This is a genomic window from Symbiobacterium thermophilum IAM 14863, assembly GCF_000009905.1.
Lineage (GTDB): Bacteria > Bacillota > Sulfobacillia > Symbiobacteriales > Symbiobacteriaceae > Symbiobacterium > Symbiobacterium thermophilum.
The window spans coordinates 2,012,063-2,036,012 of sequence record NC_006177.1 but is presented as its reverse complement, the minus strand read 5'-3'; the positions used below and the strand labels follow the sequence as shown (position 1 = coordinate 2,036,012).

Sequence of the window (23,950 nt, the reverse complement as noted above, 5' to 3'; positions counted from 1 at the left end):
GAATTGGACACCGCCCTGCCCGCTCCCTGTCGGGGGCGGGCGGGAGCGGCGGAAAATCGTCACTGCGGAGGTGCGCGCATGCGGTTCGTGGTGGACCCCTCGGCCAGGGGGCTGCGCCTGAGCCAGTACCTGTTCGACCGGCTGAAGCTCTCCCGTACCGTGGTGCGGAGGGCGAAGACCAGCGGCGGCATCCTGGTGGACGGGCGGCCCGCCCGCACCAGCCTCGTCCTCGCCGGCGGCGAGGTGGTGGAGGTCCGGGTGGCGCAGGAAGGGCGCGTCGAGCCCGAGCCGATCCCGATTCAGGTGGTGTACGAGGACCCCTGGCTGCTGGTGGTGGACAAGCCCGCCGGCATGGTGGTCCACCCGGTGCGGGACTACGTCTCCGGCACCCTGGCCAACGCGGTGGCCCATCACCTGCTCCGTTCCGGCTCCGATCCCGTGGCCCGGCCGGTGCAGCGCATCGACCGGGAGACCTCGGGCCTGGTGCTCTTTGCCAAGGATCCCGCCGTCGCGGGGCTGCTGGCCCGGGAGCTGGAGCGGCAGAAGCTGGAGCGGCGGTACGTCGCGGTGGTCGAGGGCGCCGTGGCGGCTGACGCGGGCACCGTGGACCGGCCGATCCGGCGGGTCTGGGGCCATCCCGTCGCCCGGGAGGTGGCGGAAGGACCCCGCACGCCCGAGCAGGAGCGGCTGCTGGCGGAGGCGGCCGCGCAGGGCCGGGCGCTGCGGGAGGACTGGACGGCCGCGGGCCAGCCGGCCGTCACCCACTGGCGGGTGCTGCGCCGCTGGCCCGCGGCCACGATGCTGGAACTCCGGCTGGAGACGGGGCGGACCCACCAGATCCGGGTACACATGGCCTACCTCGGCCACCCGCTGCTGGGCGATGAGCTCTACGGCGGAAGCCGGACGCTCATCCAGCGCCAGGCGCTGCACGCGGCCACCCTCGCGTTCGTCCACCCCGTGACGCGCGAGCCGGTGCGGTTCACGGCGCCGCTGCCCGCGGACCTGGAGGACCTGGTGGCGCGGCTGGACCGCACCGCCCCGAACGGCTCAGGAGCGTGTTAGTCCGCGATGGCCGTGTACCGCCCGCGGAAGTAGCCCAGCGGCTTGCGGGTGCGGCTGCCGGGGTTCAGCCGCTCCACCTGCCCGATGAGGATGGTGTGGTCGCCGCCGTCCACCCGCTGCACCGTGCGGCACTCCAGGAGGGCCATGGCGCCGGGCAGGATGGGCGCCCCGTAGAAGCCCCGGGTGTAGTTGAGCCCGGCGAAGCGGTCGGTGCCCTTGGTGGCGAACCGGTTGGCCAGGTCCACCTGGTCGCCGCCCAGGATGTGGACGGCGTAGCCCTGCGCGTTCACGACCCCCTCGTAGCAGCCGGCGCTCTTGTCGATGCAGAACAGGACCAGCGGCGGGTCCAGGGAAACCGAGGTGAAGGAGTTCACCGTGAGCCCCAAGGGCGTCCCGTCCGGCGCGGCCGCGGTGACGACGGTCACGCCGGTCAGAAACTGGCCGAGGGTGTCACGAAAGGTCCTGCTGTCAAACGATGCCATGTTGGAGCCCCCCACTCTGTGATGGCGCGGGACGGCCGAGCCTCCGCGGCCCGCGCATCCCCCGGAAGGCGTCGGGGATTGTCGCACGAGTCCGACGTACCACTTTAGACCGGGGAGGCGCGGCGACGGTTGCGGCCATCCGGGCAGGTGAGGGCTTTTTGCTCACTCCCGGGTCCGGGGCGTCTTCACCCAGGTGGTGGGGGCCCTGTGCAGCAGCTTCAGCAGCAGGGAGGCCGAGTAGGGCAGGGGCAGGAAGAAGGCGGAGATCGGCAGCAGGAAGATCTGGGCGAAGCCGGCGGTCTGGACCTTGCGGGGCGCGGGGTCCATGAACCGGCGGTAGTGCAGCAGGCAGAACAGCGCGAAGGCCAGGTAGAAGACGGAGTAGGACGAGAGGACGGTGTGGACCCAGTCCGGCACCGCGCGTGCGTCCAGGTGGCCGGTCAGCCCCAGCGCCATGGCGACCAGCGGCAGCAGGGCGAGCAGCTGGCACAGCGTCCAGGCGACCGGCCCCCGCCACCAGTAGATCCGCAGCAGGTAGTGCCGCTTCTCCGCCGGCGCGGTGGAATCGGCCTTGATCTTCTCGCAGACCTGGAGGTAGCCCGAGCCCCACCGCAGCCGCTGGCGGAAGAACCCCCGGTAGGTAGGCGGGGTCTGCTCGGAGGAGGCGTAGGGGAGGAACTCGGGCCAGGTGTCGCCCTGCAGCCAGGCCCGGGCGCCCAGGTCCATGTCCTCGGTCAGGACGGCGGGGTCGAAGCCGCCGATCCGCAGGATCAGCTCCCGGGTGGCGAAGATGTTGGTGCCGCCGATGAAGGGGATCTCCCGGAGTTGCCACGGCATCATCCACTCGTGGGCGATGGCCTGGAAGATCCCCGCGACCTTGGAGATGGGGCCGGTCTGCCAGAAGTTGCGGATCTGGTAGACCGGGCCCTGGGCGATCTGGAACTGGTCCCCGGCGGTCAGGCGGCGCCAGGCGACGTAGCGGAGCACGTCGGGGTCCGGGCGGGATTCGGCGTCGTAGAACGCCCACATCTCGCTGCGCGGGTCGGCGAACGGGAAGGCCCAGTTGAGGGCGCGCCCCTTGGTCGAGGGGACCTCGTGGCCCGTGCACTCGCCGCCCAGCCGGCCGTCGAAGTCGTAGGGAACCTGCACGTGCCGCAGGGCGGGCAGGTTCCGGTGGGCGGCGAACTCCAGCCGCTTGCGCTCCACGATCTCCTGGGTGGTCGGCAGAGCGATTCGGAAGGCGTCTGCGAGGCGCCGGCGCAGCTCGGCGGCGGACGCGTGACACAGGAGCTCGGCCATGCGCTGCTCCAGGGTGTAGGTCAGGTTGGCCAGCACCTCCTGCGTGAGGGGCTGCTGGGCGCCGGTCGCGCAGGCGAGCAGCTGGTGGACGAGCGCGGACCCGTCCTTCCGCTGCAGCCGGAGCAGCAGCTCGATGACCGGCAGCGCCAGGGCGAGGAGGGCGGGGCAGAGCCGGTCGATCTGCCGCTCCTGCAGACGAGGGGCTGTGCGGCGCAGGATCTGCCGGATCTGCTGGGGATCGGCCTTGCCCCGGGCGCAGAGCAGGGCGCGGGCGGTTTCGAACAGGCACGCGGCCTGCTCCTGCAGCGTGAGCGGATGCAGGGCGTCCAGATCCGCCTCGTCCAGGGCAAGGCGGGCGAGGAGGGCCAGCAGGGTCGCCTCCTCCTGCTCCGTCCCGTCCCATTCGCCGCCGTCCGTAAGCAGGCGGATCAAGCGATCGGCAATGGCTGCGCGGGTCTTCCGCGCGGCCATCGCCTCTTTTTCGTCGGTCACGACGAGGATTTCGTAGTGGTCGGGGGAGTAGTGGAGCCGGCCCATGTGGTCGATGGTGCGGGCGATGACGTCTGCCTCGTTGCGGGCCGGGATGAAGATCGAGAAGTAAGGCAGGTCGCGGCCCCTGGATGCGGCGAGTCGGGCGAGGTGCTGCAGGGAGAGCCGCGGCGGCCGCTTGCCGTAGTAGTGGCGGTTGGCGTAGTGGCGGAGGTAGAGGATGCGGGTGAAGAACAGGAACAGGCCGGTGTAGACCAGGGTGAAGGCGATGTAGAGCCACTGAGCGGTACTCATCTTCGATGGGCCTCCTTGATCTGCGGCAGACCCGGGCATGGACCCGGCCGCGCGGGGCGGCGGGCGCCCGGGGGTTGGAGAACCAGGTGGCGACGTCTGGAAATTTGCGGCAGTTTTCTTCAACCCCACAGGAGTATCGCGCCGGCGGGGGATGGCGTCAATTGGCTTTTCGCGTCACACGCCAGCCCCCTTGACTTCCCCGACAGCAGCAACTAGAATAGATGTACGTCACGAACAGGTGTTTGGAGATTATACGTTCGATTTTCTCGGCAGCCGGAATGAGCAACCCGTAAAGCGGCGGAGGGATCGGCATGCGATGGATCTGCTGGGTGGAGATTCAGGGCCTCTACGCCGCGGCCGCCCGGGAGGCGGGGCTGGCAGAGGCCGAACGTCCGGTCGTGGTCCTGCGCGGGGGGCGGGTCTTCGACGGCTGCCGCGAGGCTTTTGCGGCGGGGCTGCGGCTGGGCAGCCCCGCCCGCCAGGTGCTGTGCGACGTCCCGGGGGCAACCGTGGTGGAGTGGGCGGATGTGGACGCCACCGCCCGGGCCCGTGCCTTCTGGGACCGCTGCCTCGCCCACACGCCCTACGTCGAGCCGGTGGAGCCGCACCAGGCGCTTTTGGGGCTGCCCCTGCCCGACGATCCGGACGGCCTGCCGGGCGGATGGGCTCCGGGTGGATGGGCTCCAGGCGGATGGGCTCCAGGCGGATGGGCTCCGGGCGGATGGGCTCCGGGCGGTCGGGCTCCGGGCGGCCGGGCTCCGGGCGGATGGGCTCCGGGCGGATGGGCTCCGGGTGGATGGGCTCCGGGTGGATGGGCTCCGGGCGGCCGGGCGCAGGGCGCGGAAGGCGGCCGGAGGCAGGCGGCGGACCGGCGGCTGCAGGCGGAGTTGAAGGCGCTGGCGGAGGCGGCCGCGTCCTTTGGCTTCGCCGCCTTCGCAGGCGCCGGTTCCTCCCGCGTGGTCGCCCGTGCGGCGGCACGGGCCCTGCGGGCGGAGTTCCTGGAGTGGCGGCCCGGCACGGCCCCGCAGCGGCTGGAGGGCGCGCAGGTGATCGCCCCCCGTCAGGCGGGCGGCGGGGGGATAGGCAGCCGGCACGCGGGCGGACTTGCCATCGGACGGCCGGAAGGCGGCCGGGAGGATGCCGGCCGGCGCGCTGGCGTGCGCCGGCTGGAAGGCCCGGCCGTGCGGATCGCCATCGTTTCCCCCGGCGCCGAGGCCCGCTTTCTCGCCCCGCTGCCCGTCACCTTCCTGCCGCTTCCGCCCGAGGTGCAGCGCCGGCTGCAGCAGTTGGGGATCACACGCATCGGCGAGGCGGCGCGGGTGAGCGAGGACGAATGGGCGCGGCAACTGGGGCTGCAGGGGCGGCAGATCTCCCGTTGGAGCCGGGGCATCGATCCGGAGCCGGTGAAGCCCGCCTGGCCGCCCCGACGGCTGGCGCGGCGGTCGGAGCTGGGCGGCGTGCGGGACCGGGATCCGCTGGAGCGGGAACTGAGCCGCTCGGCCGCCCTGCTGGCCGCCCAGCTGGACCGGCGGGGCGAGGGCTGCCAACAGGTTGGGCTGATCCTGGAGCTGGCCGACGGCCGGGTGCTGCACGCCGAGCGGACTTTGCCCCGGCTGCGGCACACCGCCTACCCGATCCAGCAGGGGCTGCACGCCCTGCTCACCCAGTTGCTGGACGGCCTCAGGGAGTCGGTGGAGGTGGCGGCGGTCACCGCCGAGGTGGGGCTGATCGGCCCCGTCGACTGGCGGCAGATGGAGCTGTGGGACGACCGGCTGCTCCGGGAGCGGCGGGAGCGGATCGAGGGGGCGCTGTCCCTGCTGCACCAGCGCTTCCCGGCGCGGGTGATCGGCCTGGGGATGCATACCCCGACCTCCTGGCGTGAGCAGATGCTCCAGTACGCCGACCCCTACCGCTGGTCCCGAAAGGCGTGATGGACCGTGTCGCGCATCCTCAACCGGCCGGTGGACGTGACGACCGGCCCCGACGGGCGGCCAGCCGCCTTCCGCTTCGCCGGCGGGCGGGAGCGGGTCTGCGCGGTGCTGGACACCTGGATGGAGACCGGCCGCTGGTGGGAGCAGGAGCCCGAGCTGATTGCCTACCGGGTGGAGACCGAGAGCGGCGGCGTCTTCGAACTGAACTTCATCCCCCGGGAGCAGCGCTGGCTGCTCTATAAGGCATACGACTGAAGCGCCCCCCGGAAGGGGGGTACGGCGTCATTGGGGGATGATTGGCCCAGCGGTTTCAGGGCGCTCTGCGGGAACGTCGCATTCCGGCGGTTGAATCGGGGCGCTCCGGGCAGTGCGGGCGAAGGCGCATCCCGCTCCACCATTTCAATCCCAGTAGAAGGGTGATCCGCGGTGGAACATGGGTCGGCGCGCAGAATCTGCACCCGGGCTCGGGGAGGCGGTTCAGGTTTTGCGCGGGAGCACCGGGGCAGAAGGGGGACACGCGCAGAATCTGCACCCGGGCTCGGGTGGGCGGTTCAGGTTTTGCGCGGGAGCGCCGGGGCAGAGGGGGGGACACGCGCAAAATTTGCACCCGGGCTCGGGGAGGCGGTTCAGGTTTTGCGCGGGAGCGCCGGGGCAGAGGGGGGGACACGCGCAGAATCTGCACCCGGGTTCGGGTGGGCGGTTCAGGTTTTGCGCGGGAGCGCCGGGGCAGAGGGGGGACACGCGCAAAATCTGCACCCGGGCTCGGGGAGGCGGTTCAGGTTTTGCGCGGGAGCGCCGGGGCAGAGGGGGGGACACGCGCAAAATCTGCACCCGGGCTCGGGGAGGCGGTTCAGGTTTTGCGCGGGAGCGCCGGGGCAGAAGGGGGGACACGCGCAAAATTTGCACCCGGGCTCGGGGAGGCGGTTCAGGTTTTGCGCGGGAGCGCCGGGGCAGAAGGGGAGGCACGCGCAAAATCTGCACCCGGGCTCGGGTGGGCGGTTCAGGTTTTGCGCGGGAGCGCCGGGGCAGAAGGGGAGGCACGCGCAGAATCTGCACCCGGACTCGGGGAGGCGGTTCAGGTTTTGCGCGTGACGGTGGGAACACAGGGGATCCGCGCACCAGGTCATCCGGGGGAGTCCCGGGGCACGGACCCTGCGGCCGGGGAATACGACTTTGAAGGGAGGCGCCGCTCATGAGCTTCGTCCACCTGCACGTGCACTCGCCGTTTTCGTTCCTCGACGGCGCCTCCCGGCTGGATGACCTGATCGCGGAGGCGGCCCTGCACGGGATGCCGGCCCTGGCCCTCACCGACCACAACAACGTGTCGGGAGCGGTGCGCTTCCAGCGCAAGGCACAGGAGGCCGGCATCCAGCCGATTCAGGGGGCAGAGCTCACCCTGGAGGGCGGCTACCACCTCACGCTGCTGGCCACCGGGCCCAAGGGCTACGCCAACCTGAACCGGCTGATCACCGCCGCCCATCTCGGGCAGGAGCCCCGCGCGACGCCGGGGGCGATGTTCGCCCTGGCCCCGGGCCACGACCGGCTGCAGCCGGCGTGTCCCCTGTCGGCCCTCAGCCACGACACCGACGGGCTGATCGCGCTCTCGGGCTGCCGGCGGGGCGAGATTCCCTCCCTGATCCTGCGGGGGCGGCTGGCCGAGGCGGAGGCCGCGGCCCGGCGCTACGCGGCCTGGTTCCCCGGACGCTTCTACCTGGAGCTGCACGACGAGCGGCTGCCCGGCGAACAGGCATTGAACCGCGCCCTGCGGGACCTGGGCGAGGCGCTGGGTCTGCCGCTGGTGGTCACGTCCAACGTGCACCACCGCACGCGCGAGGAGTTTTTCGTGCACGACCTGCTCACCTGCGTGCGCACCCTCACCCGCATCGACCAGCCCCACCCGGAGCGGCCGCTCAACGACCAGCGCTACCTGAAGCCGCCGGAGGTCATGATCGAGCGCTTCCGGGAGTTTCCGGAGGCGGTGAAGAACACCCTCGCCATCGCCGAGCGGTGCCGACCGGTGCTGGACCTGGACGCCCGGCTCCACCCGGAGTTTCAGACCCCCGACGGCTCGCACCCCGCCGCCTACCTCACCCACCTGGTCTACGACGGGGCGGCCCGCCGCTACGGGCGCATCACCGAGCGGATCCGCCGCCGGCTGGAGCACGAGCTGACCATCATCACCCGGCTGGGGTACGAGGACTACTTCCTGCTGGTCTGGGACGTGGTCCGCTTCGCCCGGGAGCGGGGGATCCGCTGCGCCGGGCGGGGCTCGGCCGCCGACTCGGCGGTGGCCTACTGCCTCTTCATCACCGACGTGGACGCGATCGAGCGCGGCCTGCTGTTCGAGCGCTTCATGTCGCTGGAGCGGGCGCAGAAGCCCGACATCGACATCGACTTCGACGCCCGCCGGCGGGACGAGGTGGCGGCCTACGTCTACCGCAAGTACGGCGCCGACCACGTGGCCTCGGTCTGCACCTACAACACCTTCCAGGCCCGCTCGGCGGTGCGGGACCTGGGCAAGGCGATGGGCTTTCAGGAGGCGGATCTGGACTACCTGGCCAAGCGCATTCCCTGGCACGCCGGGGCCGACGAGATCCTCACCGTCATGGCCCGCTACCCCGAGCTGCGCCAGTCAGGCATTCCCTGGCACAAGTTCGAGCAGCTGGTGCAGGCGGCGGAGCGGGTTGCCCGCTTCCCCCGCTTCATCGGCACCCACCTGGGCGGGCTGGTGATCTCCCGCCGGCCGCTCCTGGAGGTGACGCCGCTGCAGATGGCGGCGAAGGGCCAGGTGGTCTGCCAGTTCGACAAGGAGTACGTGGAGGACCTGGGGCTGGTGAAGCTGGACCTGCTCTCCCTGCGCACCTTCACCGCCGTCGACGACGCGGTGCGGGCCATCGGCGATATCGACTACGAGCAGATCCCCCACGGCGACGCGGCCACTTATGAGATGCTGGGCGTGGGCGAATCCATCGGCGTCTTCCAGCTGGAGTCGCCGGCGCAGCGGGCGCTGCAGGCCCGGCTGAAGCCGGACCGGTTCGAGGACATCGTCGCCTCGGTGGCCATCATCCGCCCCGGGCCCATCAAGGGGAACATGGTGGAGCCGTTCCTGGCCCGCCGCCACGGGAAGGAGGAGGTCACCTACCTGCATCCCAAGCTGAAGCCGATCCTGGAGAAGACCTACGGCGTGGTGCTCTTCCAGGAGCAGGTGATCGAGATCGCCACCGCGGTGGCGGGCTTCACCCCCGGCGAGGCGGACCAGCTGCGCCGGGTGATGACCCACGCCCGCAACCGGGAGGACATGGAGGCCATCGGCCGGCTCTTCCGGCAGAAAGCGGCCGCGGCCGGGGTGGATCCGGCGGTGGCCGACACCATCTTCTCCTACATCCAGGGCTACGCCTCGTACGGCTTCTGCGAGGCCCACGCCGCGGCGTTTGCCAACACGGCCTACAAGACCGCCTATCTGGTGCGCCACTACCCGGCCGAGTACTTCGCCGCGCTCATGTCGGCACAGCCGATGGGCTACTACCCCATCAACACGCTGGCGGTGGAGGCCCGCCGGCGCGGCGTCGGCCTGCTGCCGGTGGACATCAACCGGTCGGAGGAAGCCTTCACCGTGGAGGAGTGGAGCCGGGAGGCCTGGGAGGCCTTCTGGGGGATGGAGCCCTTTGCCCCCGAATACCCGGCGACAGGCAAGGCGATCCGCATCGGGCTCCGGGCCGTGAAGGGGGTGGGGGAGCCGGCGGCCGCAGCGATCCTGGCGGCCCGGGACGGGGGCGAGTTCCGGTCGCTGGCTGACCTGGTGCGACGGACCGGGGGTGCGGTGCCGCGCGGGCCGCTGGAGGCGCTGGTGCTGGCCGGCGCCTTCGATCGGCTGCACTCCAACCGGCGGGCGGCGCTCTGGCAGGTGGCGCACCTGCTGGAGGCGGAAAGGATCCGGCAGGAGCGTGGGGCGGGGCAGGCCGGCCTGCTGGACGGCGATGCGCCCGGGCTGGGCGCGCAGGCGGCGGAAGCGCTGGAGGCCGCGTCGCCGCAGGGGACACCTGCGATCGCCGACTTCGGCGCCGCCGAGCGCTACCTGAAGGAGTACGAGCTCACGGGCCTGATGGTGCGGACCCACTTCATGCGCTTCGTGCGGGAGCGGCTGGCCCGGGAGGGGTACCTCACCGCGCAGGAGGTGCGGCAGCGCCGGGCGGGGGAGCTGGTGAAGGTGGCCGGGCTGCCCGTCTGCCCGCACCGGCCGCCGACCCGGTCGGGCAAGATCGTCGTCTTCCTGTCCCTGGAGGACGAGACGGGGCTGATCGACCTCACGATCTTTGAAGACGTCTACCAGCGCTACGGCCATCTGATCTTCACCGACCCGCGGCCGCCGCTGGCCGCCCTGGGCCGCGTCGACCGCCGGGGCGGGCACGTCTCTATCACAGTCAACAGATTACGGCTGCTGGATACTTGACGGACATACTATACTGGAATACGTGCGGGTGCGCGTGCGCGCCCGGCTCCATAGGCACTCGTCAACAGTAACTGTGAGGTGGACCTGTTGCAGAAAGTCGGACGGAACGACTCCTGCCCCTGCGGCAGCGGCAGGAAGTATAAGACCTGCTGTGGCCTCTACCATGCCCGAATCCAGTACCCGGACACCGTGGAGAGCTTGATCCGGAGCCGCTTCACGGCCTATGCCATCGGCGACGTCGACTACCTCTGGCGCACGACCCATCCCGACAACCCGGCACGGGCGGGCAAGACCGAGGCCCAGTTCAAGCGGGAGACGCTGCTCTATTGCTCCAAAGTGGATTTCACCCGGCTGGTCATCCACCAGACGGAGTCGGAGGACGAGAACGGGATCTCCCGCGGCACGCTGACGGCGTGGTTCCGCATTCCCGGACGGCCCGAGGACTCGTTCACCGAACGGTCGGAGTTCAAGCGGGAGGACGGCCGGCTGCTTTACCTCAACGGCACCGAACTCGAATCCCCGCCCGCTCAACAGGCGCAGGGCGCCGATGACTGAACGTCCGCCCGGGCCGGCAGGCGCAGTGGCCAGGCGACCGATCGCGACCTCGCCGGCGGGCGCCGTGGCCAGGCGGCCGATCGCGACCTCGCCGGCGGGCGCCGTGGCCAGGCGGCCGATCGCGACCTCGCCGGCGGGCGCCGTGGCCAGGCGGCCGATCGCAGCCTCGCCGGCGGACGCGGTCGCTGGCGACCGACCGGCGGCCCTGACAGGCGGGCGCTGACACCGGTGGCCGCCCCCCTACGGCAGGGGGCGGCCACCCGCGCGCAGAAACCCAACCGGCGACAGGCACGTCAAACTACGGTAGGTCCCTCATGAAGATCCCTATCCGATAACGTTCTTTTCTCTGCTATAGTAAGACAGGTAAACTCCGCAACGAGGAGGGTGGCCCGTGCGCTCAACATCAAAGAAGTCCACACGCAAGCGGTGGCACTGGGTGATCCCTCTGGTGCTTCTTCTCGCCCTCGCAGCCGCAGTCCGCGCCGTGGCGCTTCACCGACCGTTTGACTCGCCGGCGACCGCCGATCCGGGCAGGTCCAATCCCACGAACCCGGACGGCTCGGCGGAGGAACAGCCCCCGCTGCACACGCTGCCGGAGCTGCAGACCTTCCTCGTGATGGGCGTGGACAGCATGGAGGGAGAGTGGGGCCGATCGGACTCGCTGATGGTCGTCTCGTACAACCCCCGTGAACAGCGGGTCGCCATGCTCTCCATTCCCCGTGACCTCTGGACGTACATCCCCGGCCGCGGGTACGACAAGATCAACCACGCCTACGCCTTCGGAGGCCCCACCCTGTCGGTGGAGACGGTGGAGCGGTTGTTGGGCATGGACATCGACCATTGGGTTTCCATCTCCTTCGACGGGTTCGTTGAGGTCATCGACGCCCTGGGCGGCGTGGAGGTGAACCCGCCCGAGCCGCTCTACTACGTCGATCCCGCAGACCGGCGCTTCGGCCCGGAGGGGCTGGTGATCGACATTCAGGCCGGGCCGCAGGTGATGGACGGCCTCACCGCGCTGAAGTACGCCCGGTTCCGGTCGGACTCCCAGGGCGACGTGGGCCGCATGCGGCGCCAGCAGGAGATCATCCAGGCCGCCATGAAGAAGGCGGCGTCCCCGGCCCTGTTCGCCCGGGCCGGCCAGCTGATCCCGGCCCTGTACCACACCATCGGCACCGACATGACGGTGGGGGAGATGCTGAAGCTGGCCACCACCGGGCGCCAGGCCCTGACCAAGTCCCCGGTCACGGGCACCATCGAGGCGGACGAGTACTGGATCGACGGCGTCTTCTACTTCGGCGCCGATCTGGTGAAGCTGCGGTCCACGGCCTACGAGCTCCTGGTGGGCGAGCCGCCCGGCGAGGACTTCCTCGCCCGGGCGCAGGCCGACAACCAGGAGTACCAGTCCGTGCTGCAGCGGGAGGTGGCCCGCTCTCAGGCGGCCGCAGCCGCCCGGGCCGAGGAGGAGGCCGCCAACAGCGACGGGGAAAGCGGGGAGACCGTGGCGGATCCGACCGGTGACGGCCTGGGCGGCGACGCCGCGGAAGGCCCGGACGGGACCGCCGACGAGACGGCCGGTGCCTGGGCCTCGGTCTACGTGGTGGACGCCACGGGCCAGGGGGCTGCGTGGGATTACGTGGCCGGCCTGGAGGCCGCCGGAATGCGGGTGCGGGTCCACGAGAGCCAGGCGGTGCTCTCCGTGACGATGGCACTGGTGCGCGACCCGGAGCTGGACGAGGAAAGCGTGCGGCAGCGCCTGGAGAGCGTGATTCCCGGCGTCGTGATCCGGATGGCCCCGGACCCGACCGCCGCCGATGACATCGACCTGGTGCTGGGCACCAACGTGCTGGGCGACTGAACAACTTGGCGCACATGGCGGACCAGGGCGCTGGCCCTGGTCTTCGTGTTGACAGGGGCGGTGCGGGCGGCTAAACTCAAATAGGAATTTTACTGGTTCGGAGCAGGGAGGGTGCCCCATGCAGGTGGAGCAGGTTCTGCAGCGACTGAAGGACATGGGCTGCAAGCTGACGCCCCAGCGGCGGCTCATCGTCGAGGTCCTCCTGAGCGCGGGCGAGGGCGCGCTGACCGCCGATGAGATCTACCAGCAGGTGCGGCAGACCTATCCCGAGATCGGCCTGGACACCATTTACCGGAACCTGCGGTTGATGGCCCGGCTGAACGTGGTTTCCGAGGTGAAGCTGACAGGGCGGACGGCGCAGTACTCGCTGAACCGGGAGCTCCACAACCACAGCCTGGTGTGTTTGGAGTGCGGGGCGGAGATCCCCCTGGCGCACTGCCCCATCAAGGAGCTGGAGGCGGTGGCGCTGGAGCAGCACGGCTTCATCATCTCCGCCCACCGCATCGAGCTGTTCGGCTACTGTCCCGCATGCGCACCGGGTGCAGACAATAAAATTCCTACTTGACGGCAAGCCAGGGCCAAGTGCAGAATGCCGCAGTGGGGGCGCAGAAGATCCGGTATTCATCGCTGGAGGAGGGCTGCACGAGGATGCGCCGACTGAGAGGGTTCGTGGCAGCGGTCACGGCGCTGCTGTTGCTGGCGGGCTGTGCGACGGCCGACGGCGCCCGCAGGGGGGCCTCCGGCTTCGCGGAGGACGGAAGGCTGCGGGTGGTCGCCAGCATCTATCCGATATACGAGTTTGCGCGGGCGGTGGGCGGAGACCGGATCGAACTGGTCAACCTGGTCCCGCCGGGCACCGAGCCCCACGACTGGGAACCGTCGGTGGGTGACATCCGCACCCTGAACGGCGCACAGGTCTTCCTGTACGCGGGCGCGGGCTTCGAGCACTGGATCGACAAGGCGCTCGCCTCGCTGGACAACCGCGACCTGATCGCCGTGGAGACCAGCGCCGGGTTCGCCCTTCTGGGGGGGAACCCGAGCCACGGTGACGAAAGCGCGCACGACGACCACGATGAAGGCCTGCACGGGGATCACCAGGAGGGGGCGGACGAGGGCCACCATCACGGTGGCCTGGATCCCCACATCTGGCTGGATCCGACCGGCGCCGCCCACATCGTGGAGCGGATCCGCGACGGGCTGGCCGCCGCCGACCCGGGCAACGCGGACGTGTACCGCACAAGCGCTGCGGCGTACCTGAAGGAGCTGGAGGCGCTGGACCGGGAGTATGCCGCAGGTCTCGCCCAGTGCGAGCGGCGGACCTTCTTCACCACCCACGCCGCCTTCGGCTACCTGGCCCGCCGCTACGGCCTGGAACAGCGGGCCATCATGGGGCTGGCCCCGGACGCCGAACCGACCCCGCGGGCCCTGAAGGCGGTCGTGGACGCGGCCCGGGAGCAGGATGTCCGGTACATCTTCTTCGAGACGCTGGTGAGCGACAGGGTCGCCCGCGTGGTGGCGGACGAGATCGGCGCCGAGACGCTGGTGCTCAACCCCTTCGAGGGGCTGACGCCGGAGCAGGTCGCCGCCGGGGAGGACTACCTGTCGGTCATGCGGGAGAACCTCGCCAACCTGCGCATTGCACTGGGGTGCCGGTGATGGTTGCGACGAGTCCGGTCATCGAGGTGCGGAACGTCAGCTTCGGTTACGGTAAGGATCTGGTGCTGGACCGTGTCAGCCTGACGGTGGGGCGCGGGGAGTACCTGGGGCTGATCGGCCCCAACGGTTCCGGCAAGACCACCCTGCTCCGCCTGATCCTCGGGCTGCTGCCCCTCACGCAGGGCGAAATCCGCCTCTTCGGCACGCCCGTACAGCAGTTCCGGGAGCGCTGGCGGGTGGGCTACGTCGCCCAGAAGGCCGCCTCCTTCAACTCCGCCTTTCCCGCCACGGTGGAGGAGGTGGTCAGCACAGGCCTGACGGCCCGGCGCGGCCTCTTCCGGCGGTTCACGGCGTCGGACCGGCTGGCCGTGCGCCAAGCCCTGGACCGGGTCGGGCTCCTCCCGTACAAGGACCGGCTGGTGGGCCGGCTCTCGGGTGGGCAGCAGCAGCGGGTGTTCATCGCCCGGGCCCTGGTCAGCCGGCCGGAGCTTCTGATCCTGGACGAGCCCACGGTGGGTGTTGACGCCTCCGCGGAGGGGCAGTTCTACCGGCTGATCCGCCGCCTGCGGGAGGAGATGGGGCTGACGGTGATCCTCGTCTCCCACGACATCGGCGCGATCACCCACGAGGTCTCGGCCCTGGCCTGCCTGAACCGCCGGCTGTTCTACCACGGCTCGCCGGCGGACTTCGGCACCGAGGAGCAGCTGTGCGAACTCTACGGTCACGATGTCCTGCGCATCCACCATCACCACCACCGCGGGGAGGGAGACGGCCCGTGAGCGAGATGCTGTCGCTGGCCTTCATGCAGCGGGCCCTGATCGCGGGGCTGGTGGTGGCCGTCGTCGCCCCGTCCATCGGCCTCTTCCTGGTGCTGCGCCGACTCGCGCTCTACGGCGATGCGCTGTCGCACGTGACCCTCGCCGGCGTGGCGGCGGGCATGCTGGCTCACACCTACCCCGTGGCCACCGGCCTCCTCTTCGCCGTGGCCGCCTCGCTGGGCATGGACTGGCTGCGCCAGTCGTACCGCCGGTACAGCGAGATGGCGGTGGCCATCGTGCTCGCCGGCGCCCTGGCCCTGGCGGTCATCCTGCTCTCGCTGGCCTCGGGCGGCACCGGGGAGATCATGGCCTACCTGTTCGGCTCGATCGTGACGGTGAGCCCCACCGACGTGCGCGTCATCGCCGCGCTGGGCGCCGCGGTGCTGCTCTGCCTGCTGCTCCTCTACAAGGAACTGCTGGCCACGACCTTCGACGAGGAGTACGCCCGGGTGGGCGGCCTGCCGATCCGGGGCATCAACGTGGCGTTTTACGTGCTGGTCGCGCTGACCGTCGCGGTCACCATGCGGGTGGTGGGGGCGCTCCTGGTCTCCTCCCTGATGGTGGTCCCGGTGGGGGCCGCCCTGCAGGTGGCCCGCTCGTTCCGGGGGGCGCTGGCGCTCTCCGTCGCCTTCGGGGTCGCCTCGGTGCTGGCGGGGCTCACCCTGGCCTACTTCCTGGACCTGGCGCCGGGCGGCACGGTGGTCTTCACGGCGGTGGCCATCCTGCTCGTGATCCTGGCCTACAAGCGGCTGCGCCGCCTGGAATAGCGGGGAAGACGAAGGAGCCACCCTCCGGCAGTGGGGGGTGGCTCCGGCGCGCACCGGGCGCAACGGGAGTTCCGCGCCCGGACGTCCGTTGGATCAGTTGAACGAGACGTCCCGGCTGTACTTGTTGGATGGATCCCACAGCATGAACGACTCAATGCCGAGGTCCTTCAACGCCTGCACCTGCGCCATCACCTCGGCGGCGCCGTAGGTGATGCCGCCCAGGGAGAAGTCCTGGATCCAGGGCCGGTGCTTCTCGATGGGCAGCCCCTCGGTCCGCTCCAGCGCCTTCTTCATCGAGTTGTACACCGTCTCGTACGGGTGGGCGTTGGGATTGTCCAGGCCGTAGGTGTAAGGCGCGTAGTGGGAGGGGTAGACCATGGGGGCGATGTAGTCGACGATCTCGGCGATCTGCCGGTAATCCTGGCCGATCTCCATGTCGTCGCCCTCGGCCACCGAGGTGGTCAGGCCGAACACGTCCGCACCGACCACGACCCCCAGCGGCTTCAGCTCGGCCATCGCGTACCGCAGGAAGTCGTTGATGGGCTTGGTCCGCTGCTCCGCCGTGGTGTCCTTGCCGTTGTACCCTTCCCGGAGGTGCTCGGAGTAGCGGATGTAGTCGAACTGGATCTCGTCGACGCCGGCGGCGATCGCCTCCTTGGCGACGTCGACGTTGTACTTCCACACGTTCTCGTTGGCCGGGTCCATGAAGGAGTAGGCGCCGCCGTCAAAGCCGGGGATCGCCCACTCGGGCCGGGCCTTGTAAAGCCACTGGTCGTTCATGACCACGATCCGGCCGGCCACCCAGAAGCCCCGCTCGTGGGCCTCGGCGACGAACGCGGGGAGGTCGGCGATCTTGCGCATGTTGGCTCCGATCTCCTGGGCGAGCGGGAGGTCGGACTCCCAGGACAGGTACCCGTCTTCGGCCTTCAGGTCGAGCACGATCGTGTTGATCCCGGCCTCCTTCGCCCAGTCCAGGAGCGGCCAGACCAGGTCGGGCGAGCCGGCGTACCAGCCCGAGAGGTGCAGCCCCCGGACCGGGTCCGGCATCTCGCGGGCGGGCCTGGCGGGTCCGTCACCGGGCTGCGGGCCGTTCTCCGGCGCTTGTGCGTTCCCGGATCCGCCGGGGTCCGCGGACGCTCCCGGGTCCGTCGCACCGCCCGGGGCGGCGGTGCCGGGATCGTCGGCCCCGGGGTCGGTGGTTCCGCCGGGATCCTGTCCGCCGGGGCCGGTGATGTTCCCGACGGGCACCTGACCCGACGGTCCGGGCGGCGTGGCGCCCCCGCCGGAAGGGAGGTTGCAGGCAGTGACGAACAGCGAGGCAAGCAGGACGGACTGGACAACTGCGGAAAAGAACGGCTTGCGCATCGGACAGCCTCCGGTTTCGAGCTTTGATATTCCTTAGACGAACCCGGGGGCGCTTTCGTTTGCGTGTTATGAAGTTGGAGTGGTAGCAGTTTTACACAGTGGACGAGTCGCCGCCCGAAGCGTCTCCGTGGTCCGGCTGCATGGCCCACTGGGCCGACGGATGGCGGCTCCGACCCTGCTGCCGGGCGACGAGGCTGTGGATCAACTGCTCCGCCTCCGCCCAGGAATGTACGCGGTAGCAATCGTGAAAATGACGGTTGTACGGATAGTCCATCAGGATGCGGATGGCGGGGTGGTTGCGCAGGTTCTTGGGCGCGTCGTCGAACATGAAGTCGCCGCGCACCAGGTCCTTGCGGTGGGTGATGACGATGTTGCCTTTGGGCACCATGGGCAGGTGCCGGCGTACCCAGGCGATCTTGTCCCCTGCGGCCTGCCGGGGGCTGGCGGTGACCACCACCAGCTCGCAGATCGCCGCGAGCCGCCCCAGCGACTCCACGCAGCCCTCGATGGGCTCCAGGTCGGCGAAGAAGCCGGGGCGGTTCAGGTAATGGTAGATCCGCTTGCCGCACTCCGGCTTGACGAATGTCTCCCAGTCCCACGAGGTGATGTCTTCGGGGCGCAGGTTGTCGTGGTAGTCCCGGTTGTACACGGCCAGCCACTTCTTCATCAGGTTGCAGCAGACGCCGTCCAGGTCAAAGAGCAGGATCGGCCTGGCCACGCGCGTCACCTCCGCGGGGTTGTGCTTTCATGAGTATGCCCCGCAAGGTGACAGAAGCCGACTGTCAACCCCTGGCGTGCCGGCGCGCCAGCCTCAGCTGCCGCCGCTGTTCGCCTTCGGCGAAGCAACGCCGGTCCTCGTCGGTTTCGAGGAGCAGCGGCGGCACCCGCGTCGGCCGGCCGGTCTCCTGGTCCAGGGCGACGAAGGTCGCAAACGCCGACGTCGTGTGACGCCGCTCGCCCTTGATGGGCGATTCCGCGAAGACGTCGATGCCCACTTCCAGCGAGGTGCGGCCGGTCCAGGTCACCCGCGCCCTCACGATGCAGACCTCGCCGATGTGGATGGGCGTGTGGAAGTCGACCGAGTCGAAGGAGGTGGTGACGCAGGGATGGCCGGCGTGGCGCATCGCGGCGATGGTCGCGGCGATGTCCATGATGTGCAGCAGCCGCCCGCCGAGCATGATGCCCAGCGGGTTGGCGTCGTTGGGCATGACGATCTCCGTCATCTCGCAGGCGCTCAGGCGGGCGGGCTTGGGCTCCAGGTGCTGTTCGGGCGTGTGCATGGCAGAATCTCACCTCTCGCTGCGCAGGTGGCGGGTGCGGGACGCGAAGCACGCAGCCGTTGAACGTCCCAGTCATAGATGTTCGGGGTCTACCTGATGGGTCCCTGTTGGCCCGGCCGGTGCATGACGCTTTCAGCGCATGCGAGTTATTTTGTTGACCCGAAATATCTATATGGTAGAATTGGAAGCAAGGAACCAGTCATGCCGTCGTGGGTTGTGCCCGCGGTGTGGAGGGAATCCTGGTGTGTACGAAAGGGGAGGAATGCACATGAACGGGATGGGCACGCCAGCGCGCGAGGTCGTGGTCATCACCGGCGCGGGAGGCATGGGCGTCGCCATTGCGCGCCGTCTGGGGCCCGGCCGGCGGGTGCTGCTGGCCGACTACTCGGAGACCGTGCTGCAGCAGGCCGTCAAACAGCTTGAGGGCGAGGGCTTCGACGTGCACGCCCAGCAGACCGACGTGTCGGATCCGGCCGCGGTGAAGAGCCTGGCCGACACGGCCGAGACGCTGGGCACGTTCCGGATTCTGGTCCACACCGCCGGCGTCTCGCCGGTCCAGGCGCCGCCCGAGCGGGTGATCGCCGTGGACGTGGTCGGCACAGCGCTGGTGCTGGACGAGTTCCTCCGGCTCGCGGGGCCGCAGAGCGTCGCCGTGTGCATCGCGAGCATGGCCGGGGCCATGGCCACCCTGCCGCCGGAGGTGGAGCGGGCCCTGGCCGCCACGCCCACCGACCAGCTGGCCTCGCTTCCGGTGCTCGACCCGCAGAAGCTGGACCGGGGCGCCGCCTACAGTATTGCCAAGCGGGCGAACCAGTTGCGGGTGCAGTGGGCGTCCCTGGCGTGGGGGCGCAAGGGCGCGCGGGTCGTCTCGGTGAGCCCGGGCATCATCTCGACGCCCATGGGACAGGAGGAGCTCAGCGGCCCGTCCGGGGACATGATTCGCGCGATGATCGCCGCCTCAGGCACCGGGCGCATCGGCACGCCGGACGACATCGCCGCCGCGGTCGAGTTCCTGGTCAGCCCCGCTGCCTCGTTCATCACCGGGACGGACCTGCTGGTGGACGGCGGGGCCATCGCGGGCATGCGCTACGCCCTGTCCCGGGGCGAGTAGCGGATCGTGGGCGCCCGGTGAGCCGCGCCTACCGATTATTGGAGATGGCCGCGGACAGATCGTGAGCCGCGCGGCGGAGCCGCTCCACGCCGGCGCTGGATATGGCCGTGAGGTCGGACAGGGCATCGGCCGCCCGGGCCACCTCGTCGGCCACCGCAGCGCTGGTGGACGCGGTCTCCGCCGCGACGCGCGCACCTGCGGCGAGTTGCTCCGCCGTGGCGGCCATCTGCTCCGCCGCTGCGGAGTTCTCGTGCGCGATGGCGGTGAGCTGGTCCAGGGCCTCGGCCAGCTGGTGGCTGTGGTCGGACAGGTGGGCCGTCTGCGCCGTGATGGCGGCCATCCGGTCGGCGGTGAGGCCCACCGCGGCCTGAAGCTCCGCCAGGCTCTTGCCGGTGGAAGCCGAGAGGGCGAGGCCCTCGGCGGCCAGTTCCCGGGCGCCGGACATGACGGACTGCGCCGCCGCGATCCCGGACTGGACCCGGCCGATCAGCCGGCCGATCTCGGCCGCCGCCTGGCTGGACTGCGCGGCCAGCTTGCCCACCTCGTCGGCTACCACGGCGAACCCCCGGCCCGCGGCGCCGGCGCGCGCGGCCTCGATCGCGGCGTTCAGCGCCAGCATGCGGGTCTGGCCCGCAAACTGTTCGATGGTCGTGACCACCTGGCCGATCTGCGCCGAGTAGCCCGCCAGCTGCACCATGGCGTCGGCGGCCTCCGCCGTGGCCTGGGCGAGGCGGGCCGTGCCCTCCGCGGCGCGTTCCACCGACCGGCGGCCATCGTCCACTGCCCGGCGCGCCTGCTCGGCCTGCGCCGCCACCTCCCCGGCCAGGGCGGTGATTGCGTCCGCCACCTCGCTCATGCTCCGGCTCAGCGCGAGGGCGCGGTCGGTGTGCGCGGCCTGCGTGCGCGCCCCCTCGGACACGGCGGAGACGCTGCGGGTGAGCTCCACGAGGGCGTCGTGGCTCTCCGCGGCTGCGGACCGCGCGTCCCCGCTGGCCTGGGTGAGCCGCAGAACCGTGGGGCGCAGCCGCACCTCGATCTCCGTGCGCACGTCCTCGCCCGCCCGGGCCAGATCGGCCACCGCGGCCGACACCTCCCGGGTGGTCCGGCGCGCCCCGGCGACCACGGCGTCGAGCCGATGCAGGACGTCCTCCTGGGCGGCGGCCTCGGCGAGCGCTTCGAGCAGCTGCCGGCTGCGCCAGGCGATCGCGTAGATGCCCATGCCGACGAGGGCCAGCATGACGCCGCCCACGAGGCCGATGCGGCCAAGCGTGATCGAAGGCGGCACGTCCGGCGGGTGGAACAGCAGGACGGCGCCCCAGCCCGCCAGGGCCAGGAGCGTGCCGACGACGGAGACCCAGCGCTCGACGTAAAGGCCGGCGAGCGTCGGCAGCAGGAACCAGATCCCGATGTGCTGGTTGGAACCGGGCACCAGGAAGGCGATGCCGATCAGCACCGCGGCGAGCAGGCCGATCAGCACGAACTTCTGCCCGCGCGGCGCCCACCCGGCGTGAACCAGTACGGTCGCGGCGGTGTGCAGGACGGCCGCGCCCAGGGCCCAGCCGAGGAACGGTCCCCGGGGGAGCCCCGTCCGCCCGGCGAGGGGCAGCATGGTGGCCACCACCAGCGCCAGGCAGATCCACAGGATGAGGGTGACGGTCCGGTTGGTCGCCTGCTCATAGCGCTGAAGCCGGTCTCGCAGACCCATAGCGGAGCCCTCCATACCTAACATAAATAGCTAGACATTTCGCGTCTATAGATACTATCAGAGTGGACAGAATTGGATCATGAGACCTGTGGTTCCTTCTACCTCTTTGAAAATGAAGGTCTTCTGCGTGTGGCGGGAGCGTGCGGCGCGCCGATCCCGCGTACCCTTGCGACTGCTCGCGCAAGTGATATACAGTAGTGAGGGGTAGCCATCAAACCTCCCTGCGGCATCCATGCCCGCGGGGCAAAAGAAGGTGGGCAGCCGTGGCAGAAACGATGCGTGCTTTGCGAAAACTGGAAGCTGGTCCTGGCGCGACACTGCAGGAGGTTCCGATCCCGACCATCGGCCCCCGCGACGTCCTGGTGAAGGTCCGGGCGGCCTCGATCTGCGGCACGGACTACCACATCTACACCTGGGATCCGTGGTCCGCGGGCCGGGTGAAGCCGCCGCTCACCATTGGGCACGAGCTGGCCGGTGAGGTGGTGGCCGTCGGCCGCGAGGTCACCGCATGCAAGGTGGGCGACTACGTCTCTGCCGAAACGCACATTGTTTGCAACCGCTGTCCCCGCTGCCACATGGGGGAGTACCACCTCTGCGAGAACACGAAGATCCTGGGGGTGGACACGGACGGCGCCTTCGCCGAGTACGTCGCGGTGCCGGAGCAGAACATCTGGGTGAACGACAAGGACATCCCCTTTGAGCTGCAGTCGATTCAGGAGCCGCTGGGCAACGCGGTCCACACGGCCCTGAACGGCGACCTCACCGCCCGGTCCGTGCTGATCACCGGCTGCGGCCCCATCGGCATCATGTCGGTCCCCGTGGCCAAGATGGCCGGCGCGGAGATCGTGATGGCGATGGACATCAACGAATACCGGCTGCAGCTGGCGGGCCAGCTGGGGGCCGACGTGCTCATCAACCCCACGAAGCAGGATCCGGTCGAGGTGGTGCGCAGCTACACCCGCGGCTACGGCGCCGACGTGGTGCTGGAGATGTCGGGTAACCCCACCGCCATCCGGCAGGGGCTGAAGGCCGCCCGCAACGGCGCCCGCATCTCGCTCCTCGGTCTGCCCGGCCGGCCGCTGGAGCTGGACCTGGCAGCGGACGTGATCATGCGGGGCCTGGTGCTGCAGGGCATCACCGGCCGCCGGATGTGGCAGACCTGGTATCAGGTGCGTTCCCTCTACCGGGCCGGGCTGGCGGAGCGGCTGCGGCCGCTGGTGACGCACCGGATGCCGCTGGAGCAGATCGACGCCGCCATGGAGCTCATGGGTTCCGGCCAGAGCGGCAAGATAGTGCTGGTGCCTGACCTGAAGGCGTGATTTCCCGCAGAGGAGGTCAATGCGGATGGCTCTGACGGACTTTCTCGTGGAAGAGCTCAACGGCCTGAAGCAGGCCGGGCTCTACCGGCCCCTGAAGGAGCTGCAGTCGCCCCAGCGCCCCCGGTCCATCATCGACGGGCGGGAGGTCATCAACCTCTCCAGCAACAACTACCTCGGCCTGGCCGACGACCCCCGCCTGAAGCAGGCGATGATCGAGGCCACTGAGGCGTACGGCGCCGGGTCCGGCGCGGTCCGGACCATCATCGGCACCATGACGATCCACAACCAGCTCGAGCAGAAGCTGGCCGAGTTCAAGCACGTGGAGGCCGCCGTGGTCTTCCAGTCGGGGTTCACCTGCAACTCCGGCGTGATCCCGGTTCTGGTGGGCGAGGGCGACGCCGTGATCTCCGACGAGCTGAACCACGCGTCCATCATCGACGGGTGCAGGCTGTCCAAGGCGAAGATCCACCGCTACAAGCACGCCGACATGGACGACCTGGCCCGCGTGCTGAAGGAGACCGACGGGCAGTACCGGCGCCGGCTGATCATCACCGACGGCGTGTTCTCCATGGACGGCGACATCGCCCCGCTGCCGGACATCGTGGAGCTGGCCGAGAAGCACGGCTGCATGACCTACGTGGACGACGCCCACTCCTCCGGCGTGCTGGGCAAGAACGGCCGCGGCTCCGTCAACCACTTCGGCCTGGACGGCCGGGTGACGGTGCAGGTGGGCACGCTGTCGAAGGCCGTGGGCGTGCTGGGCGGCTACGTGGCCGGGCCGCGCGCCCTGATCGAACTGCTCTGGCACAAGGGCCGGCCGTTCCTCTTCTCCACGTCCCATCCGCCGGGAGTGGCGGCGGCCTGCCTGAAGGCCATCGAGATCATGGAGCAGGAGCCGGAGCGGATCGACCGGCTGTGGGAGAACACCCGCTACTTCAAGGAGCGGCTTACCGAGTTGGGCTTCGACACCGGGAAGTCGGAGACGCCGATCACCCCGGTGATCGTGGGCGACGAGGTCAAGGCGATGCAGCTGTCCGACCGGCTGCTGGAGGAGGGCGTTTTCGCCCAGGGCATCGCCTTCCCGACGGTGCCGCGGGGCAAGGCCCGGGTCCGGACCATCGTCACCGCCGCTCACACGAAGGAGGACCTGGACGAGGCCCTGGCTGCCTTCGCGAAGGTGGGCCGGGAGCTCGGGCTCATCTAGTCCGGGATGCTGGTCGTGGTTTTCTGGCGCTTAGCCTGATCCCGGGACACGCGCAACCAGGGCGCCGCCTCAGCAGCGCCCTGGTTGCGCGTGTGCGTCTGCCGGGCCCCCTGCCTTCCCGTTGGCCCATGCCAAGTTTGGCCGCGGGCTCTTTTCGTTGGCCGGGGGGCAAGCGTAGATCTGTCGTAGGTGTGACCCAACGTTGGACTCGTTGAAGCCACGAGAGGTCAACCCACAGGAGCCCCAACGATGGAAGTAGGACGAGCCCGTCAAGAGGTGAATGCCATTCGGGCAGCCGGGGAAGTACG

General features: G+C 70.0%; 20 protein-coding genes. 14 read left to right on the top strand and 6 right to left on the bottom strand.

Translation table 11 applies throughout. The features are described 5' to 3' along the window. The first annotated feature begins 78 nt into the window (after positions 1-78). Complete coding sequence (locus STH_RS09500) at positions 79-1,062, top strand: RluA family pseudouridine synthase (protein ID WP_011196018.1); 984 nt, start codon at positions 79-81, stop codon at positions 1,060-1,062. On the opposite strand, the gene STH_RS09495 is transcribed toward STH_RS09500, so the two are convergent. Together STH_RS09495 and STH_RS17250 are read right to left on the bottom strand one after the other, a co-directional pair. Further along, positions 1,059-1,544, bottom strand: a complete 486-nt coding sequence (locus STH_RS09495) for a flavin reductase family protein (RefSeq protein WP_043713859.1) — start codon at positions 1,542-1,544, stop codon at positions 1,059-1,061. The two genes, STH_RS09500 and STH_RS09495, sit on opposite strands and share 4 nt — an antisense overlap. A gap of 162 nt (positions 1,545-1,706) precedes the next feature. Beyond that, complete coding sequence (locus tag STH_RS17250; protein ID WP_050742208.1) at positions 1,707-3,626, bottom strand: glycosyltransferase family 2 protein; 1,920 nt, start codon at positions 3,624-3,626, stop codon at positions 1,707-1,709. 311 nt (positions 3,627-3,937) lie between these two features. Between STH_RS17250 and STH_RS18810 the strand changes: the two genes are divergently transcribed. From STH_RS18810 to STH_RS09445, 10 genes are all read left to right on the top strand, one after another. Further along, a complete protein-coding gene (locus STH_RS18810) occupies positions 3,938-5,557 on the top strand; it encodes a hypothetical protein (protein WP_011196015.1) in 1,620 nt (539 codons plus the stop codon). A 6-nt stretch (positions 5,558-5,563) separates the two neighbouring features. Next, positions 5,564-5,812: a DUF6504 family protein gene (locus STH_RS09480; RefSeq protein ID WP_011196014.1), complete on the top strand. Its 249-nt coding sequence runs from the start codon at positions 5,564-5,566 to the stop codon at positions 5,810-5,812. Between the two features lie 937 nt (positions 5,813-6,749). Next, positions 6,750-10,007 (top strand): DNA polymerase III subunit alpha, encoded by a 3,258-nt coding sequence (locus tag STH_RS09475; protein ID WP_011196012.1) that lies wholly within the window; start codon positions 6,750-6,752, stop codon positions 10,005-10,007. Positions 10,008-10,094: 87 nt separating this feature from the next. Then, complete coding sequence (locus STH_RS17240; RefSeq protein ID WP_050742207.1) at positions 10,095-10,562, top strand: YchJ family protein; 468 nt, start codon at positions 10,095-10,097, stop codon at positions 10,560-10,562. Then, positions 10,555-10,785, top strand: coding sequence for a hypothetical protein (locus STH_RS18420; RefSeq protein WP_148205543.1), 231 nt, complete (start codon positions 10,555-10,557; stop codon positions 10,783-10,785). Before STH_RS17240 ends, STH_RS18420 begins: the two co-directional genes overlap by 8 nt. A gap of 168 nt (positions 10,786-10,953) precedes the next feature. After that, the gene (locus STH_RS17235; RefSeq protein ID WP_011196010.1) at positions 10,954-12,417 is read left to right on the top strand and encodes an LCP family protein; all 1,464 of its coding nucleotides are present in this window, start codon (positions 10,954-10,956) and stop codon (positions 12,415-12,417) included. Between the two features lie 118 nt (positions 12,418-12,535). Beyond that, on the top strand, positions 12,536-12,982 hold the full coding sequence (locus STH_RS09460) for a Fur family transcriptional regulator (RefSeq protein ID WP_011196009.1): 447 nt from the start codon (positions 12,536-12,538) through the stop codon (positions 12,980-12,982). Between the two features lie 83 nt (positions 12,983-13,065). Beyond that, positions 13,066-14,073: a metal ABC transporter substrate-binding protein gene (locus STH_RS09455; protein WP_043713858.1), complete on the top strand. Its 1,008-nt coding sequence runs from the start codon at positions 13,066-13,068 to the stop codon at positions 14,071-14,073. Next, positions 14,073-14,852 carry a metal ABC transporter ATP-binding protein gene (locus STH_RS09450; RefSeq protein WP_043715489.1) on the top strand — a complete coding sequence of 260 codons (780 nt, stop codon included), beginning with the start codon at positions 14,073-14,075 and terminating at the stop codon, positions 14,850-14,852. The genes STH_RS09455 and STH_RS09450 overlap by 1 nt, the downstream gene beginning before the upstream one ends. Positions 14,853-14,857: 5 nt before the next feature. Then, the gene (locus tag STH_RS09445; RefSeq protein WP_011196006.1) at positions 14,858-15,658 is read left to right on the top strand and encodes a metal ABC transporter permease; all 801 of its coding nucleotides are present in this window, start codon (positions 14,858-14,860) and stop codon (positions 15,656-15,658) included. A 93-nt stretch (positions 15,659-15,751) separates the two neighbouring features. Here STH_RS09445 and STH_RS09440 read toward each other — a convergent pair whose 3' ends face one another. The 3 genes from STH_RS09440 to STH_RS09430 all read right to left on the bottom strand — a co-directional run bounded on the left by STH_RS09440 (position 15,752) and on the right by STH_RS09430 (position 18,303). Next, positions 15,752-17,023, bottom strand: a complete 1,272-nt coding sequence (locus STH_RS09440) for a putative glycoside hydrolase (RefSeq protein ID WP_043713856.1) — start codon at positions 17,021-17,023, stop codon at positions 15,752-15,754. A 91-nt stretch (positions 17,024-17,114) separates the two neighbouring features. Beyond that, complete coding sequence (locus STH_RS09435; RefSeq protein WP_011196004.1) at positions 17,115-17,741, bottom strand: 5' nucleotidase, NT5C type; 627 nt, start codon at positions 17,739-17,741, stop codon at positions 17,115-17,117. A 64-nt stretch (positions 17,742-17,805) separates the two neighbouring features. Further along, on the bottom strand, positions 17,806-18,303 hold the full coding sequence (locus tag STH_RS09430) for an acyl-CoA thioesterase (RefSeq protein ID WP_011196003.1): 498 nt from the start codon (positions 18,301-18,303) through the stop codon (positions 17,806-17,808). Positions 18,304-18,571: 268 nt separating this feature from the next. Between STH_RS09430 and STH_RS09425 the strand changes: the two genes are divergently transcribed. After that, complete coding sequence (locus tag STH_RS09425) at positions 18,572-19,414, top strand: SDR family oxidoreductase (protein ID WP_011196002.1); 843 nt, start codon at positions 18,572-18,574, stop codon at positions 19,412-19,414. 28 nt (positions 19,415-19,442) lie between these two features. On the opposite strand, the gene STH_RS17230 is transcribed toward STH_RS09425, so the two are convergent. Next, the gene (locus STH_RS17230; protein ID WP_050742205.1) at positions 19,443-21,119 is read right to left on the bottom strand and encodes a methyl-accepting chemotaxis protein; all 1,677 of its coding nucleotides are present in this window, start codon (positions 21,117-21,119) and stop codon (positions 19,443-19,445) included. 263 nt (positions 21,120-21,382) lie between these two features. Here STH_RS17230 and tdh point away from each other — a divergent pair, with 263 nt between their 5' ends. Both tdh and STH_RS09410 read left to right on the top strand, forming a co-directional pair. After that, a complete protein-coding gene (tdh, locus tag STH_RS09415) occupies positions 21,383-22,438 on the top strand; it encodes an L-threonine 3-dehydrogenase (protein WP_011196000.1) in 1,056 nt (351 codons plus the stop codon). Positions 22,439-22,463: 25 nt separating this feature from the next. After that, complete coding sequence (locus tag STH_RS09410) at positions 22,464-23,642, top strand: glycine C-acetyltransferase (protein WP_011195999.1); 1,179 nt, start codon at positions 22,464-22,466, stop codon at positions 23,640-23,642. Positions 23,643-23,950: the final 308 nt, after the last annotated feature.